This window comes from Myroides sp. C15-4 (assembly GCF_050522745.1).
GTDB lineage: Bacteria > Bacteroidota > Bacteroidia > Flavobacteriales > Flavobacteriaceae > Flavobacterium.
The window spans coordinates 16,992-31,405 of sequence record NZ_JBMVQX010000017.1; the positions used below are offsets into that span (position 1 = coordinate 16,992).

18 protein-coding genes and 1 riboswitch are annotated in these 14,414 nt (G+C 39.7%); of the genes, 11 read left to right on the top strand and 7 right to left on the bottom strand.

The features are described 5' to 3' along the window. Window positions 1-19: 19 nt before the first annotated feature. Entirely contained in the window at window positions 20-1,201 is a 1,182-nt protein-coding gene (locus ACPDHL_RS09145; protein WP_430532462.1) for a dicarboxylate/amino acid:cation symporter, read from the top strand. A 70-nt stretch (window positions 1,202-1,271) separates the two neighbouring features. On the opposite strand, the gene ACPDHL_RS09150 is transcribed toward ACPDHL_RS09145, so the two are convergent. After that, window positions 1,272-1,949 (bottom strand): hypothetical protein, encoded by a 678-nt coding sequence (locus ACPDHL_RS09150; RefSeq protein WP_430532463.1) that lies wholly within the window; start codon window positions 1,947-1,949, stop codon window positions 1,272-1,274. Between the two features lie 61 nt (window positions 1,950-2,010). After that, window positions 2,011-2,328: a hypothetical protein gene (locus ACPDHL_RS09155; protein ID WP_430532464.1), complete on the bottom strand. Its 318-nt coding sequence runs from the start codon at window positions 2,326-2,328 to the stop codon at window positions 2,011-2,013. An 83-nt stretch (window positions 2,329-2,411) separates the two neighbouring features. After that, a riboswitch (TPP riboswitch) is annotated at window positions 2,412-2,507 on the top strand. Window positions 2,508-2,570: 63 nt separating this feature from the next. Here ACPDHL_RS09155 and thiS point away from each other — a divergent pair. From thiS to ACPDHL_RS09195, 8 genes are read left to right on the top strand one after another with little or no spacing between them, the layout of a single operon-like run. Beyond that, complete coding sequence (gene thiS / locus ACPDHL_RS09160; RefSeq protein ID WP_430532465.1) at window positions 2,571-2,777, top strand: sulfur carrier protein ThiS; 207 nt, start codon at window positions 2,571-2,573, stop codon at window positions 2,775-2,777. 44 nt (window positions 2,778-2,821) lie between these two features. After that, the gene (gene thiC, locus ACPDHL_RS09165; RefSeq protein ID WP_430532466.1) at window positions 2,822-4,639 is read left to right on the top strand and encodes a phosphomethylpyrimidine synthase ThiC; all 1,818 of its coding nucleotides are present in this window, start codon (window positions 2,822-2,824) and stop codon (window positions 4,637-4,639) included. A gap of 1 nt (window position 4,640) precedes the next feature. Then, entirely contained in the window at window positions 4,641-5,285 is a 645-nt protein-coding gene (locus tag ACPDHL_RS09170; protein ID WP_430532467.1) for a thiamine phosphate synthase, read from the top strand. Further along, window positions 5,252-6,004: a hydroxymethylpyrimidine/phosphomethylpyrimidine kinase gene (locus ACPDHL_RS09175; RefSeq protein WP_430532468.1), complete on the top strand. Its 753-nt coding sequence runs from the start codon at window positions 5,252-5,254 to the stop codon at window positions 6,002-6,004. The genes ACPDHL_RS09170 and ACPDHL_RS09175 overlap by 34 nt, the downstream gene beginning before the upstream one ends. Continuing rightward, window positions 5,997-6,614: a thiamine phosphate synthase gene (gene thiE / locus ACPDHL_RS09180; RefSeq protein WP_430532469.1), complete on the top strand. Its 618-nt coding sequence runs from the start codon at window positions 5,997-5,999 to the stop codon at window positions 6,612-6,614. Before ACPDHL_RS09175 ends, thiE begins: the two co-directional genes overlap by 8 nt. After that, window positions 6,611-7,381 (top strand): thiazole synthase, encoded by a 771-nt coding sequence (locus tag ACPDHL_RS09185; RefSeq protein WP_430532470.1) that lies wholly within the window; start codon window positions 6,611-6,613, stop codon window positions 7,379-7,381. Before thiE ends, ACPDHL_RS09185 begins: the two co-directional genes overlap by 4 nt. 2 nt (window positions 7,382-7,383) lie before the next feature. Then, window positions 7,384-8,520 carry a 2-iminoacetate synthase ThiH gene (gene thiH / locus ACPDHL_RS09190; RefSeq protein ID WP_430532471.1) on the top strand — a complete coding sequence of 379 codons (1,137 nt, stop codon included), beginning with the start codon at window positions 7,384-7,386 and terminating at the stop codon, window positions 8,518-8,520. After that, on the top strand, window positions 8,514-9,224 hold the full coding sequence (locus ACPDHL_RS09195) for a HesA/MoeB/ThiF family protein (RefSeq protein ID WP_430532472.1): 711 nt from the start codon (window positions 8,514-8,516) through the stop codon (window positions 9,222-9,224). The genes thiH and ACPDHL_RS09195 overlap by 7 nt, the downstream gene beginning before the upstream one ends. Window positions 9,225-9,235: 11 nt before the next feature. Here ACPDHL_RS09195 and aat read toward each other — a convergent pair whose 3' ends face one another. From aat to ACPDHL_RS09210, 3 genes are read right to left on the bottom strand one after another with little or no spacing between them, the layout of a single operon-like run. Next, window positions 9,236-9,883 (bottom strand): leucyl/phenylalanyl-tRNA--protein transferase, encoded by a 648-nt coding sequence (gene aat / locus ACPDHL_RS09200; RefSeq protein ID WP_430532473.1) that lies wholly within the window; start codon window positions 9,881-9,883, stop codon window positions 9,236-9,238. Window positions 9,884-9,926: 43 nt separating this feature from the next. Beyond that, entirely contained in the window at window positions 9,927-10,418 is a 492-nt protein-coding gene (locus tag ACPDHL_RS09205; protein ID WP_430532474.1) for a DUF3127 domain-containing protein, read from the bottom strand. Between the two features lie 23 nt (window positions 10,419-10,441). Beyond that, window positions 10,442-11,314: a flavin reductase family protein gene (locus ACPDHL_RS09210; RefSeq protein WP_430532475.1), complete on the bottom strand. Its 873-nt coding sequence runs from the start codon at window positions 11,312-11,314 to the stop codon at window positions 10,442-10,444. A 319-nt stretch (window positions 11,315-11,633) separates the two neighbouring features. On the opposite strand from ACPDHL_RS09210, the gene ACPDHL_RS09215 reads away from it, so the two are divergent. After that, window positions 11,634-12,782 (top strand): sensor histidine kinase, encoded by a 1,149-nt coding sequence (locus ACPDHL_RS09215; protein ID WP_430532476.1) that lies wholly within the window; start codon window positions 11,634-11,636, stop codon window positions 12,780-12,782. Between the two features lie 100 nt (window positions 12,783-12,882). On the opposite strand, the gene ACPDHL_RS09220 is transcribed toward ACPDHL_RS09215, so the two are convergent. Then, window positions 12,883-13,272, bottom strand: coding sequence for an HIT family protein (locus ACPDHL_RS09220; protein WP_182627875.1), 390 nt, complete (start codon window positions 13,270-13,272; stop codon window positions 12,883-12,885). An 18-nt stretch (window positions 13,273-13,290) separates the two neighbouring features. Then, the gene (gene greA / locus ACPDHL_RS09225) at window positions 13,291-13,767 is read right to left on the bottom strand and encodes a transcription elongation factor GreA (RefSeq protein ID WP_182627877.1); all 477 of its coding nucleotides are present in this window, start codon (window positions 13,765-13,767) and stop codon (window positions 13,291-13,293) included. Between the two features lie 155 nt (window positions 13,768-13,922). Here greA and ACPDHL_RS09230 point away from each other — a divergent pair, with 155 nt between their 5' ends. Continuing rightward, window positions 13,923-14,393 (top strand): hypothetical protein, encoded by a 471-nt coding sequence (locus tag ACPDHL_RS09230; protein ID WP_430532477.1) that lies wholly within the window; start codon window positions 13,923-13,925, stop codon window positions 14,391-14,393. Window positions 14,394-14,414: the final 21 nt, after the last annotated feature.

Here is a 14,414-nt window from a genome sequence, read left to right on the forward strand (position 1 = left end):
ATTTTTAAAACAAAAAAATATGAAACTAATCAAGAATAGCCTATTATTACAAATCGTCATCGCAATAGCGCTAGGAAGCCTATTGGGCGATCGTCTACCCTTAGGCATCAGTAGAATCTTTACTACGTTTAATGGGATTTTTGGCAATTTCTTAAACTTCATGATCCCCTTGATCATCGTAGGCTTAATTATTCCTGCCATTGGAAATATCGGTAAAGCTGCGGGTAAACTATTACTGATCACCACCGCTATCGCTTACGGATCAACTATTCTCGCAGGACTGAGTTCCTACGCCGTTTCTATTTCAATTTTTCCTAATCTACTGGCTACTCAGTCAGTTGAACTGACAGAAGAGGTCGAAAAAGTGCTCCTTCCCTATTTTAGTATTGAAATTCCCGCCTTCTTTGACGTGATGAGTGCCTTGATTTTTGCATTCATCGCTGGGATATGCATCTCCAAAGGTCCGTTTACGTATTTAAAGGGCTTTTTTAACGAGTTTCAGTCGATTGTCATGACCATTATCGAGAAGGTTATTATTCCTTTCTTACCGCTCTTTATTTTCGGCGTGTTTTTAAACATGACCTACAGCGGACAAGTATTTGTGGTACTCGAAACCTTTTTAAAGATCATCGGTGTTATTTTCGCCCTACACATCGCCTTTTTGTTTTTTCAATACTGCATTGCAGGAGCCATTGCCAAAAGAAATCCGTTGGTCTTGATGCAAAAAATGCTACCGGCATACATCACCGCTTTGGGTACTCAATCCTCTGCGGCGACTATTCCCGTAACTTTAGCCTCAACCTTAAACAACAAAGTCAATCCCAAAATTGCAGGTTTTGTGATTCCCCTTTGTGCAACCATTCACCTGGCAGGAAGCACCTTGAAAATTGTCGCTTGTGCCATTGCCTTGATGTTGATTCAACAGACCCCAATTGATCCCTTAGCTATGATTGGATTTATTCTTATGCTTGGCGTTACCATGATCGCTGCTCCTGGAGTTCCTGGCGGAGCCATTATGGCCGCTTTAGGTGTATTACAATCCATCTTGGGATTCAACCACGATCAACAGACCTTGATGATTGCACTCTACGTTGCCATGGATAGCTTTGGAACGGCCTGTAACGTTATGGGTGACGGTGCGATTGCCATTATTGTAGATAAAATAGGCATGAAAGCAGATGATGTAGCAGTAGAAGCCTAATGCATTAAAAATAAACCTCATGTATACAAAAAAAGTCAGAAGAAATCTTCTGACTTTTTTTGTATACTATTTATCGACAGCCTCCTCTTGCCACATCTCTTTCGTAGTTTTCTTCCGCCATAATCATCTGATCTATAAAAGGATCATAGTAGCGATAGCGCTGGAAAATCTTGCGGAACGTTGTTTTCTCCTCCCAAGGTCCTTGTTTTTTAAAAATATAAGCAGAATACAGACCCATAGGATAGCTTTGCGTACTTTCTTTAACGTGAATGATCACCAAGTGCATGGTGTTTTCGTCAGCTTTACGCACATAAAATTCCCAAGTAGCCCCTTTTACAGACATCCCCGTAAAGGTTCCCGTAAATTTATTGCCTTGTTGTGTGGTACAACTATACAGCAAATCAAGTAAAGGTTCGCGTGTAAGGGACTCTCTGTCAGCGTCTATTCCAGCGTATTCATCAATCAAATAAAAGCCCCCTTGCTTATTCATGCCTGCTACAATAGAACGATTGTATATTCCCGTATTGATAAACAAATCGCTCTCTAATAAATTGGGTATAAAATCTTCTGACATAGGCAATTCAAATGGAAGATATTTGCTTTCTTTTACTGCTACCCATTCATTGTTTAACAACGTACGCAATTCTCTTTCTTCTGAAGTAAAAGTATTTGAATCACTATCAGAACTACAACTACCTAATAGTCCTACAAGTACAAGTACAAACGCTGTACATACTGATCTCATCATTATCTTATTTTAGGTTCAAAAGTAGTGTTTTTTTTTAAATTTAACATAAAACAACAATGCATTAAATTCCTTTTTTGCTTTGATCCCTCTCTTGTAGGTACAACGCGTATTTCTTGCTAAACTTTTTATAATAATATCCATTCATTGCCCACATCAATGGACCGTAAATTGCGATTCCCCCCAAGACCCAAACCCCAAAAGCAAGGGCCAACCTAGACCAGGTAAAGGTGTAATTTGCCTCTAAGAAATAAGTCAATCCCTCAACAAACAGCAGCATAATCAAACCAAAAACACTGCCATCTAAGAGACAGTACTTGAGGCGTCCACTTTTTCTTCTGCTTTCCCAATCCGTCATCAATTTCAGCTCTGATCTTTTCATAAGTTATTCATTTTTAGTCGAATTTAACATTTTATCTAAAACCAACCAACATTTGCTTCTTATAAAATAATCTTTATATTTGCCTTCAACTTTAGGGGTGTCTACATCAGTAGGCTGAGATTTTACCCTTTGAACCTGATCTAGTTCATACTAGCGTAGGGAAAAGTAAGATGACTTCAATTGGTACCTGTAGTACCTTTTTGTAGCCATTCCTAAAGTTATAGCATTAACACAAAAAAGGAATGGAACTACAAATCAACAATCAAAAAATTCACTTTGAGCAAACATCCATCAGTATTCAACTGTTGTTGGATCTGCATTGGCCTAAACAGCAAAGAGGTATTGCTGTTGCAGTAAACGCCTGCGTTATTTCGAAATCCGACTGGGCTACCTATGTGGTAAGCGAAGCGGATGATATTCTGATCATTACGGCTACCCAAGGCGGTTGATTCCATTTTACTTGTCAAACTTTAAACTAAAATTAAATCAACTTATGGAACAACACGAAAAAATTTCACAAACGCCTTTCCCGAATTCGAAGAAAATATACGTTGAAGGATCTCTCTATCCCATTCGCGTCGCCATGCGTGAAATTACCCTACATCCAACCAAACTAAGCACAGGATTAACAGAAGAGAATCCACCTGTAACGGTATATGATACCTCAGGTGCGTATACGGATGAACAATTGGATATCAATATTAAAAAAGGGTTACCTCGTCTGCGTGAATCTTGGATTACTGATAGAGCAGATATCGTTGTATTGGATCAACTGACCTCAGCCTATGGACAAAAAAGAGCAGAAGATCCAACGTTAGCGCATTTGCGTTTTGAATTTACACACAAGCCCAAAGTGGCCAAACTAGGCAAAAATGTCACACAATTGCACTATGCTAAGCAGGGAATTATCACAGCAGAGATGGAATATGTTGCGATACGCGAAAATCAACGTATTGCAGAACTAGAATCCGTATCGCCTGCTTTAAAACAGCAACATGCTGGGCATAGTTTTGGAGCCAATACACCCAAGAACTTCATCACGCCCGCCTTTGTACGCGATGAAATTGCAGCAGGACGTGCCATCATACCCAACAACATCAATCACCCTGAGAGTGAGCCGATGATTATTGGTCGAAATTTTTTAGTAAAGATCAATGCGAACATCGGCAATAGTGCGGTTACCTCAACAATTGAGGAAGAAGTAGAAAAAGCGGTTTGGGCGTGTCGTTGGGGTGCAGATACGATTATGGATCTATCAACTGGAAAAAACATACACGAAACGCGCGAATGGATTATTCGCAATTCGCCTGTTCCCATTGGTACGGTTCCTATTTATCAAGCGCTAGAAAAAGTAAAAGGCATAGCAGAAGATTTAACTTGGGAGATTTTTCGCGATACACTGATTGAACAAGCTGAGCAAGGTGTATCTTACTTCACCATTCACGCTGGTGTACTTCTGCGCTACATTCATCTCACTGCACAACGCGTTACGGGAATTGTATCACGCGGAGGATCCATAATGGCTAAATGGTGCTTGTATCATCATCAAGAAAATTTCTTGTATACTCATTTTGAAGAAATATGCGAAATCATGAAACAGTATGATATTGCGTTTTCTTTAGGGGATGGCTTGCGACCAGGGTCTATTGCTGATGCAAATGACGCTGCTCAATTTGCGGAACTTGAAACTTTAGGCGAATTGACAAAAATCGCTTGGCAACACGATGTTCAGGTGATGATCGAAGGTCCAGGCCATGTACCCATGCACTTGATCAAAGAGAACATGGAAAAGCAATTGCGCGATTGTGGAGAAGCACCTTTCTATACCTTAGGTCCCTTGACCACTGATATTGCACCGGGTTATGATCACATTACTTCTGCTATTGGTGCGGCCATGATTGGCTGGTACGGAACAGCGATGCTATGCTATGTCACACCAAAGGAACACCTGGGACTTCCCAATAAAAAAGACGTCAAAGACGGCGTAATAACCTATAAACTTGCAGCTCATGCCGCTGATCTAGCCAAAGGACATCCTGGAGCACAATACCGCGATAATGCGTTGAGTAAAGCGCGTTTTGAATTCCGCTGGGAAGATCAATTCAACTTATCCCTAGATCCTGATACGGCTAGAGAATTTCACGATGAAACGCTTCCGGCTGACGCGGCTAAAGTGGCACATTTTTGTTCCATGTGCGGTCCGAAGTTCTGCTCTATGAAAATTTCACAAGAGATTCGAGATACGGCTAATCAAGGCATGAAGGAAATGTCGGAAGAATTTATCAAGTCAGGAAAAGAGATTTACTTGTAACATGGTTGTAATCACGCCTTCTGATGTACATACCAATTGGAGTAACAAAGAGCTAGCCCTCGTCAATGAAATGTTGGCGAGAGGTTTACCTCTTTTGCATGTCCGAAAGCCACAGCTGACTTTTGACGATTTGCAAAAGTGGGTGGAAAAAGTAAGTTATCAACATCTTCACCGGTTAGTTATTCACATTCCTACCCCAGTTATCAACAATAAAGAAAAAGTTTTTAAACAGTATGTTCAACTTATCAACAGTCTAAGGGCTGATTTTACTCACTTATCAACAACCAATTGCTCATTTGTTAATAACTATGAGGGTAAACTCCCCTATTTATCAACAAGTGTTCATAACTCGACGGAATACACCAAGTTATCAACACAGCATCAACGCGTGTTTTTAAGTCCTGTATTTTCAAGTATATCCAAAACAGGGTATCATCCAACGGTGGATTGGCAGCAAGAAATTCAACAGTGGTCTTTTCCGTGGATCCAACGTGTTGCTTTGGGCGGTATTACACCCGAACGATTGCCTCTCGTACAAGCGATGGGATTTGATGATTTTGCCGTATTAGGAGCGATTTGGCACGCACAAGAACCTTTAAAAATTTTTGATTTATGTTACAAACAAGACCCTTTGTTCTTTCCTTAGCGGGTTTCGACCCCTCTGGTGGAGCGGGTATCCTAGCGGATATAAAAACAGTTGAGAATCACCAAGTCTATGGCGTCGGCATTCTTACCGCCAATACCATACAAACTGAAGATGCTTTTGTTGCTATTCGATGGGAAAAATGCGACTATGTCCTCCAACAACTGGAAGCAGTAGCCAAGCGCTACCAACCGCAAGTCGTCAAAATTGGCATCGTCGAATCAGGGAGTGATCTGTTACATTATATTGAGATGATCAAACGCTGTGTTCCCCAAGCCTTTATTCTTTGGGATCCTGTTTTGCGCTCCAGTACACAATTTGATTTTACAGCACATATAGACAAGCAAACCCTCTTGGCTATCCTCCATCAACTTGATTTGATTACACCGAATTATATGGAAATGAATCAATTAATTGATACGGATGCTACTCCAATCGAAAAGGCTGAATCCCTTCGCGGCATTTGTGGGGTTTTACTCAAAGGAGGGCATCATCCCAAAACCAAAGCCGTAGATCAACTCTTTACGGCAGATGAAATTCATACGTTTTATCCTCAACGGATCTTTTCCCAAAGTAAACACGGTACTGGTTGTATCTTATCCTCGGCTATTGCCAGCTATATTGCCCTTGAATATCCTTTAAACCAAGCCATTCACAAGGCAAAAAAATACGTTGAACAAACTATAGCTTCTAATTCATCTTTACTCGCTTATCATGTTTAATCCCATTCAATACATTAGTCAAGGTGATACACCTCAAGAGCAATTGTATCACATCAAATCTGTTTTAGACGCTGGTCAGAAATGGATTCAGTTTCGCTTTAAGCACACGCTTTCTTCCATCCGCTGGAGTACAGCAGAGCAAGTGAAGCAACTGTGCGACAGCTATCAAGCTACGCTAATTATCAACGATCACGTGGATTTAGCCCGTGCCATTGATGCAGATGGCGTTCATTTGGGCTTACAAGATCAATCGATCAGCGGAGCGCGAATGATCTTACCCAATAAAATAATCGGTGGTACTGCTAATACCCTAGCCGATGTAGAAGAGCACATACTAGCAGGTTGTACCTACATCGGTTTAGGACCGTTGCGCTATACTCCAACCAAGCAAAATTTAAGTCCGTTATTGGGGATTGAAGGCTATCAAGCCATACTTGCCGCACTGACTCCTGAGCAAAAGAAGACACCTATTGTTGCCATTGGCGGCATCACCTTAGAAGATATTCCCGTTTTACAACACGTGGGACTATCGGGTGTTGCTATTTCGCGTTTATTTCATCAACAGCAACCTCAACAACTTGTACAACAATTAAACACCTATTTCTTATGAAACCTTTACAACTAGGCGATAAAATATTTCAGTCCCGTTTATTTTTAGGAACGGGAAAATACGGATCACCTGCCCTGATGGAAGCAGCAGCTTTAGCCAGTGGTACAGAATTCGTTACGCTTGCCTTAAAGCGATTGGATTTAACCCAAGCGAACGATCAGCTTCTCTCCCACCTCCAACATCCACATTTGCATTTACTTCCCAATACATCTGGAGCAAGAACAGCCAAAGAGGCTATTTTGGCTGCACAATTAGCGCGTGAAGCACTGGGCACCAATTGGGTAAAAGTAGAGATTCACCCTGATCCAAAATATTTACTTCCTGATCCTATTGAAACTTTAGTTGCAACGGAAGAATTAGCGAAACAAGGGTTCTTTGTTTTGCCTTATATCCATGCGGATCCCGTCTTGTGCAAACGCTTAGAAGATGTGGGAACAACAGCCGTTATGCCTTTAGGCTCTCCCATTGGAACAAACAAAGGATTGAGAACGCAGGATTTTTTAGAAATCATCATTGAAAGCAGTCGAGTACCTGTAATTGTAGACGCTGGTATTGGTGCTCCTTCGGACGCTGCAAAAGCGATGGAACTTGGTGCGGATGCGGTATTAGTTAATACCGCTATTGCCGTGGCAGGAGATCCCGTACAAATGGCCCAAGCCTTTCAACAAGCTGTCATTGCAGGTCGACTCGCCTACGAAGCCCAATTAGGCACCGTACAAAATCACGCGAATGCCTCCAGTCCATTAACCTCTTTCTTATACGAATAATCATGAGTTTTTACGAAATCTATAAAAACTATGACTGGGAAGACATTCGACAACAGATCGATGCTACGACCCCACAAGATGTCGCAACTAGCTTAGCCAAGAGCAAACGAGATCTAGGTGATTTTCTGCACTTTTTGTCTCCTGCAGCACGTCCTTTCTTAGAAGATATGGCCCAATTGAGTCAACAGTTAACCCATAAGCGCTTTGGAAAAACCATTCAGCTTTATACCCCTATGTATTTGAGCAACGAATGCCACAATATCTGTACATACTGTGGGTTTAGCATTGACAATAAAATTCGACGCAAAACCTTAACTGCTACCGAAATTGAACAAGAAATACAGTTGCTCAAACACCAAGGATATGATCATATACTATTAGTAACAGGAGAAGCCAATCACACGGTCCATTTACCTTATTTTGAACAAGCCATTAAACAAATCCGCGCGCATTTTTCTACTATTTCCATTGAGGTACAACCTCTAGAAAAAGACGAATATGTCGTATTAGCCCAATTGGGGGTTTATGCCGTATTGGTCTATCAAGAAACCTATCACGAAGCTGTGTATAAGCACTATCATCCCAAAGGGAAGAAATCAAATTTCCGCTATCGTTTAGAAACGCCAGATCGCATTGGTCAGGCGGGTGTACACAAAATAGGGCTTGGGGTCTTATTGGGGTTAGAAGACTGGCGAGTGGATAGTTTTTTTACGGCTTTACACTTGGATTACCTACAGAAAACGTATTGGAAAACGAAATACTCCATCTCCTTTCCTCGTTTGCGTCCAGCAGAAGGCAATGTAGAACCGAATTTTTGTATGGAAGACATCGATTTACTGCAGTTGATGTTTGCCTATCGCATTTGGAATGAAGATGTAGAACTTTCTATTTCCACGCGAGAGCGTGAACATTTCCGCAACCATGTCATTGGGCTAGGTGTAACTTCGATGAGTGCGGGATCTAAAACTAATCCAGGCGGTTATAGTGTAGATCAAGATTCATTAGCTCAATTTGAAATTTGCGATAATCGCTCAACTGCGGCCATTTATCAATTAATTCAATCCAAGGGGTATGAGCCTGTTTGGACGGATTGGCATGCGAGCTACGCTAACTATTTAGTAGAACAGGAACTATGTTAGAAATACACGATTTTTTACGCTATAGTCGTCCCATGAATGTAACAGAAGTGGGGGTTGAAGGTCAACTAAAAATTAAGCAAGCAAGGGTCTTGGTCATTGGTGCAGGTGGATTGGGTTCTCCGATCCTCACCTATTTAGCTGCATCAGGAGTTGGACAATTAGGGGTTGTAGATTTTGATCGCGTCGAAATTCACAATTTACACCGCCAAATTTTATTTACTGAACGCGATATTGGTCAATACAAAGCAGCGGTTGCTGTACAACGCCTCAATCAGTTGAATCCTCATATTGCTATACACGGGTACTGTGAAAAACTGACGGAAGACAATGTGCAACGACTTTTTGAATCCTACGATTACCTTGTGGATGGTACGGACAATTTTGCTACACGCTACTTAGTCAACGATGCCTGTATGCGATTTGGCAAACCTTTAATTTATGGTACTATTTTGGGGTTTCAAGGACAACTTGCCGTTTTTAATCACCGTCAATCCAAGGATTTGCGTGCTATTTTTCCAGAAATGCCAGACCCTAAGGATGTGCCTTCTTGTAATTTACATGGTGTACTGGGGACATTTCCTGGTATCATTGGTACCATGATGGCACAAGAAACGTTGAAAGTAATTGTAGATGCCCAACCGCTACACAATCAATTGCTTTTGATCGATACCTTAAACTGGAATCTTCGAGCGTTGACCTTTTAACGCTTGAAGATTTATTTACCTTTAATTAGATACTGCATGTATTCGCTTCGCGGCATTTCTGTTGCTCCTAATAGTGCTAAATGAGGATTGTACACTTGACAGTCTAACAAGGAATAACCGTCTTCTTTTAGTTTTTGTATCAGTCGATGGAAAGCTACTTTACTGGCATTGGATACCAAAGAAAACATACTTTCTCCACAGAAAATATGACCTAAATCAATGCCGTACAAACCACCTACTAAAGTTCCATCTTGCCATACTTCAACTGATTTTGCCAGCCCTTGTCGGTGTAATTCACAATACGCTTCCAACATATCATCCGTAATCCAGGTACCGTTTTGTCCTTGTCTTTTTACACGTTGACAATGTTGAATTACGGCTTCAAAGTTTGTGTTAAACGTCACCTGAAATAAGTTTCTATTGAGGATATTGCGCATGCTTTTAGACGGTTTAAAATCAGCGGGAATGACGACCATTCGAGGATTTGGTGCCCACCAAGTAATGGGTTCACCGTCTTCAAACCATGGAAAGACGCCTTGTTGATATGCTAGGCGGAGCCAATCTGCTGTCAATGCTCCACCAATGGCTAAAATACCAGAGGGATGAGTGGTTTCCACAGAAGGGAAATGCAAAATCGTAGGGTCAAGAATTGCTATCATATAAAAAAAAATCCCTAATCTCAATGATTAGGGACTATCGTAATTAAAATGGTAAATCATCGTGATCCTCTTCCGTAAATGACGGAGCAGGAGGAAATTGTTGCGTTTGAGGCGCCTGTGGTGCTTGCTGAGCAAACTGATTTGGCGTTGCTTGATTCGCTTGATAATTTTGATTAAAACCACCCGCTTGTTGAGCTGGTTGTCCCATTGGAGGTTGCTGCATGTATTGATTTTGCGCTGGTTGTCCCATGGCTTGTGCAGGTTGATTTCGATCAATTCTCCAACCCTGAATGGTGTTAAAATAACGCACTTCTCCTTGTGGAGATGTCCATTCTCTTCCTCTTAAATTAATAGACACTCGAACTGGCTCTCCTACTTGAAAACTATCCAATAAGCTCACTTTATCTTGAATAAACTCGACTAAAATATCCTGTGGATATTGCTCTTCTGTAGTAACCACAAGTTCTCTTTTTCTAAAGCTTGCACTAATGTCTTGTGGTTGCCCAATCAATTTAATTCTTCCTATTATTTCCATTATATCTTTTTTTTCCTGATTGTTTACTTCGCTACTATCATATTCCAAGCCAAAGGTACATTATTTTCCTCTAAATACTTTTTAGCTTGTTTAAATTTCTTTTCCAAATTACCTGAAGCCACGATTTGTTGAGCTTCTGGGTTGTGATCTAGAAAGGCTTGTACTTCTGCTTCGGTTGGCAAATGTTCCACGTTACCTAACATCCCCAAGTCATTTCCTGAAAAAATCCCGCTATCAATGACTTCTTGTGGGATAATATCAACACCTAATCCCAGCGTAGTTAGTGGTTTTTCCACTTCGAACATTCCTGCATTTGAACGGCTATACCAGTTACCTCCCATACGAGAAACCAAGTCAATCTTATGTTGATCAATTCCTCCTTTTTCATTTAAGATTGCCTCATCGATGTGCATTTTAACCACCTCACAGATCACTAAATTTCCTGCACCACCTTCTGTACCTAAACCAATTACTTCATTCACGACGCATTCAAACTGAACAGGGCTTTCTTTTACGCGAAAAGGACGCACTTCTTCTGACTCAATCATCGTAAAGCCAGCTTTTACAAACTCATTGATCCCGTCTTTATATTCTGTACTTGACAATGACGTTTGTTGTACCATATCGTAATTAACTACATTAATAACCACTTGCATGGTCGCTTGTACATTAAATAAGGTGTGTTTACACGTATTATCACGTACTCTTCTCGAAGGAGAGAAAACTAAAATTGGCGGATTTGCGCTAAATAAGTTAAAAAAGCTAAAAGGCGATAGGTTTGGTTTTCCATCAGCATCAACTGTACTTGCCAAGGCTATTGGTCTTGGTCCTACGGATCCTTGCAAGTATCCTTGTAATTCAACAGTTGAAATGTCTTTTGGGTTTATTGTTTTCATTTTGTTTCTTCTTTTTAGGTAGAAGAGTAAAGGTAATAAAAGCAGATTGAACCACAAAAAAACACAGCAGACAAACACAGACTTACTTATGCTCTTTTTCTTTTCTGACTAGATAATTGCTTTACCTCGCCTAGGGCTAATCTTCTCCTACTTTTAAAACCATTAGCGTAAAAAAAAAGGAGCATTTACTATATCAATTCTTCTTATTTTTCGTTTAATTTCTAAACAGGAGCGCTAACCGAATGGCGAAAGACACAAATTGCCTTCTTACATTCGCGTTTATTTCTCTATCTTTAAACTTCAAAAATCAACTACTATCTTGACAATTAAAAGGGAAATTATTCGTTGGACTTTAATTGCTACTGCTTTTGTGGTTCTCTTACTTATTCTATGGAATACGTATTCTTTTTTTCAGACCTACAAAGAAGAAGAGCGCATCAAAATGGAAATCTGGGCTACGGCATCCAATACGTTAAACGAAGCAAATCCAGTAGACACGAATTTAGAACTTCCTTTGTTGATTCTCACCAACAACACTACAATTCCCATCATTCAAACCGATGAGCGAGATAGTATCTTAGCCATGGTCAATGTACCCTTAAGAATACAACAAGACGAACAAGAAGCTGAGTTAGTTTTGCGCAAACTCAAAAACGAGAATGCTCCTATTGAAGTGGAAGTAGGAAAGAAAAAGCAGTATTTATATTATGGCAATTCTTCTTTACTGCTTAAATTAAAATACTATCCGTTAGCGTTAATCCTAATTTTCATTTTCTTTACCGTATTAATTATTATTTTTTATCGCAGCAATAAGATCGCCGCTCAAAATCGCCTTTGGACGGGAATGGCCAAGGAAACAGCCCATCAAATTGGCACGCCTTTATCGTCGCTATTGGGTTGGATTGAGATTATGAAGTTGGAAGAAATTAATCCGTCTATCATTGATGAAATTGACAAAGACGTTAAGCGATTACAAACGATTGCTGATCGTTTTTCTAAAATTGGATCTAAACCTCAATTAACTCCAGTTGATTTAATTGCGGAGACCCAGAAAACCTATACCTATTTTCAACAACGCGCATCAAAACAAATCACTTTTGAATTCACTGCACCAACTCGCGATATTGTGGTTTCACTTAACCCTGAATTACACAGCTGGACTATTGAAAACTTGATCAAAAATGCCATCGATGCAACAAAAGGAAAAGGAAAAATTTCCGTTTTAATTACAGAAACCGAGCAGTTTGTTCAATTGTACATTTCAGATACCGGTAGTGGGATTCCAAAAAACAAATTTGAAAAGATATTTGAACCGGGATATACCTCTAAAAAAAGAGGTTGGGGATTAGGGCTTTCACTCTCGCGTAGAATTGTAGAAGAATATCAAAATGGAAAGATTAAAGTCCATCAATCAGAACTAGGCAAAGGAACGACATTTAGTATTGTATATAAGAAGATAAACGTGTAAAGTACGCTATATGCCTGTACATCAAGAGGAAACAAAAAAAGCAACAGTAAACGAATTTACTGTTGCTTTTTTATTTCGCTTATAAGCCCTAAACTAGAGTCTATAAGTATTGTTGTACTTTTTTCACTACTTCTTCGAATTCCGCTGGACTCAAGGTTTCTTTTTTACTAAAGCGAATATCATCCATTGTTTGCAAAGGAATTAAATGCACGTGAACATGGGGCACTTCTAATCCTACAACAGACATTCCGATTCTTTGGCACGGAACAGCTTGTTCTAATGCTTTTGCTATCTTTCTTGAGAATTTCATCAAAGCTAGATAGTGTTCTTCTTCCATATCAAAAATCTTATTAATCTCTTGCTTTGGAATACACAACGTATGTCCTTTTGCATTTGGATTAATATCCAAAAAAGCTAAAAATTGATCATTTTCAGCGATTTTATAAGCTGGAAGCTCACCATTTATTATTTTAGTAAAAATTGAACTCATAATCGCGTTGTTTTTAAATTAATCTCTTGTAATTTCAAGAATTTCGAAATTCATTTGTCCATTAGGTACCTTGATCTCTGCTATTTCACCAACAGATTTCCCTAATAATCCTTTTCCAATAGGAGAAGTTACGGATATTTTTCCGGCTTTCAAATCAGCTTCACTTTCCGCTACTAACGTATAAGTTAAAATCATACCATTGGATTGGTTTTTAATTTTAACTGTAGACAGCACTAATGCTTTAGACTCATCCAATTGGGACTCGTCAATAATTCTAGCACTAGCAACTACCTCTTCCATTTTAGCAATTTTAAGTTCCAGTAACCCCTGTGCTTCTTTTGCAGCATCATACTCCGCATTCTCCGATAAATCCCCTTTGTCTCTTGCATCAGCAATTGCTTGCGATGCTTTTGGACGCTCTACACTTTTTAACTGCTCTAATTCATCCTTTAGCTTCTTCAGCCCCTCAGCAGTGTAATACGAAATTTTACTCATAATTAACTGGTTTATATAAATAGAAAAAATCCCATGAAACGGGATTTTCTGGTGCGTAAAATATTTTTATTATTTATTTGAATAAATTATCTAATCTTGTAAGGTTTACATGTCAAAGTTAATTAATTAAATTTGTTTTACAAATATTTTATGCGATGAAAAAAATTTTATTCCTAACCTTTGTTCTATTATTTGCCTTAGGTTGCTCTAGTGATAGTTATCGATCTTCCAATCCCTATTTACCGAATCAGAATGTCAATTTGAGAATTCCTCTTGTCTTAGCGGATAACTTAAATCACCCTGGGGGGGTCCACGTTGATCGATCAGCTCAAGCGGGTATTTCGGGGGTAGCAATTTACTCTAGGGATGGGCTAAACGAATACTACAGCTATGAATTAACCTGTCCCAACCACGAAATCCAACACGACGGTTCATCAGTTTTGATTCAAGATCCTAAACGTCCGACCTATTTCTACTGTAATGCGACACATTTACATCAAGGCGAAAAAGTCTATTACAACATCGCTTTGGGATTCTGGGGTAAAGCAGTCAATCAAAACTTAGAATACACCATGAAATCCTATCCAACAACAAGAGAAGGCGGGGTTATTATTGTGCGCTATTAATTTCTTTTTATACCATAAGAA

What these genes read in the sequence shown, in the direction of transcription:
- ACPDHL_RS09155 (WP_430532464.1), bottom strand. Translation starts at nt 2,328, where the DNA reads ATGAAAAGATCAGAGCTGAAATTGATGACGGATTGGGAAAGCAGAAGA.
- thiS (WP_430532465.1), top strand. Translation starts at nt 2,571, where the DNA reads ATGGAACTACAAATCAACAATCAAAAAATTCACTTTGAGCAAACATCC.
- thiC (WP_430532466.1), top strand. Translation starts at nt 2,822, where the DNA reads ATGGAACAACACGAAAAAATTTCACAAACGCCTTTCCCGAATTCGAAG.
- greA (WP_182627877.1), bottom strand. Translation starts at nt 13,767, where the DNA reads ATGAGTAAAATTTCGTATTACACTGCTGAGGGGCTGAAGAAGCTAAAG.
- ACPDHL_RS09175 (WP_430532468.1), top strand. Translation starts at nt 5,252, where the DNA reads ATGTTACAAACAAGACCCTTTGTTCTTTCCTTAGCGGGTTTCGACCCC.
- ACPDHL_RS09170 (WP_430532467.1), top strand. Translation starts at nt 4,641, where the DNA reads ATGGTTGTAATCACGCCTTCTGATGTACATACCAATTGGAGTAACAAA.
- ACPDHL_RS09205 (WP_430532474.1), bottom strand. Translation starts at nt 10,418, where the DNA reads ATGGAAATAATAGGAAGAATTAAATTGATTGGGCAACCACAAGACATT.
- ACPDHL_RS09150 (WP_430532463.1), bottom strand. Translation starts at nt 1,949, where the DNA reads ATGATGAGATCAGTATGTACAGCGTTTGTACTTGTACTTGTAGGACTA.
- thiE (WP_430532469.1), top strand. Translation starts at nt 5,997, where the DNA reads ATGTTTAATCCCATTCAATACATTAGTCAAGGTGATACACCTCAAGAG.
- ACPDHL_RS09230 (WP_430532477.1), top strand. Translation starts at nt 13,923, where the DNA reads ATGAAAAAAATTTTATTCCTAACCTTTGTTCTATTATTTGCCTTAGGT.
- ACPDHL_RS09210 (WP_430532475.1), bottom strand. Translation starts at nt 11,314, where the DNA reads ATGAAAACAATAAACCCAAAAGACATTTCAACTGTTGAATTACAAGGA.
- ACPDHL_RS09220 (WP_182627875.1), bottom strand. Translation starts at nt 13,272, where the DNA reads ATGAGTTCAATTTTTACTAAAATAATAAATGGTGAGCTTCCAGCTTAT.
- ACPDHL_RS09185 (WP_430532470.1), top strand. Translation starts at nt 6,611, where the DNA reads ATGAAACCTTTACAACTAGGCGATAAAATATTTCAGTCCCGTTTATTT.
- aat (WP_430532473.1), bottom strand. Translation starts at nt 9,883, where the DNA reads ATGATAGCAATTCTTGACCCTACGATTTTGCATTTCCCTTCTGTGGAA.
- thiH (WP_430532471.1), top strand. Translation starts at nt 7,384, where the DNA reads ATGAGTTTTTACGAAATCTATAAAAACTATGACTGGGAAGACATTCGA.
- ACPDHL_RS09145 (WP_430532462.1), top strand. Translation starts at nt 20, where the DNA reads ATGAAACTAATCAAGAATAGCCTATTATTACAAATCGTCATCGCAATA.
- ACPDHL_RS09195 (WP_430532472.1), top strand. Translation starts at nt 8,514, where the DNA reads ATGTTAGAAATACACGATTTTTTACGCTATAGTCGTCCCATGAATGTA.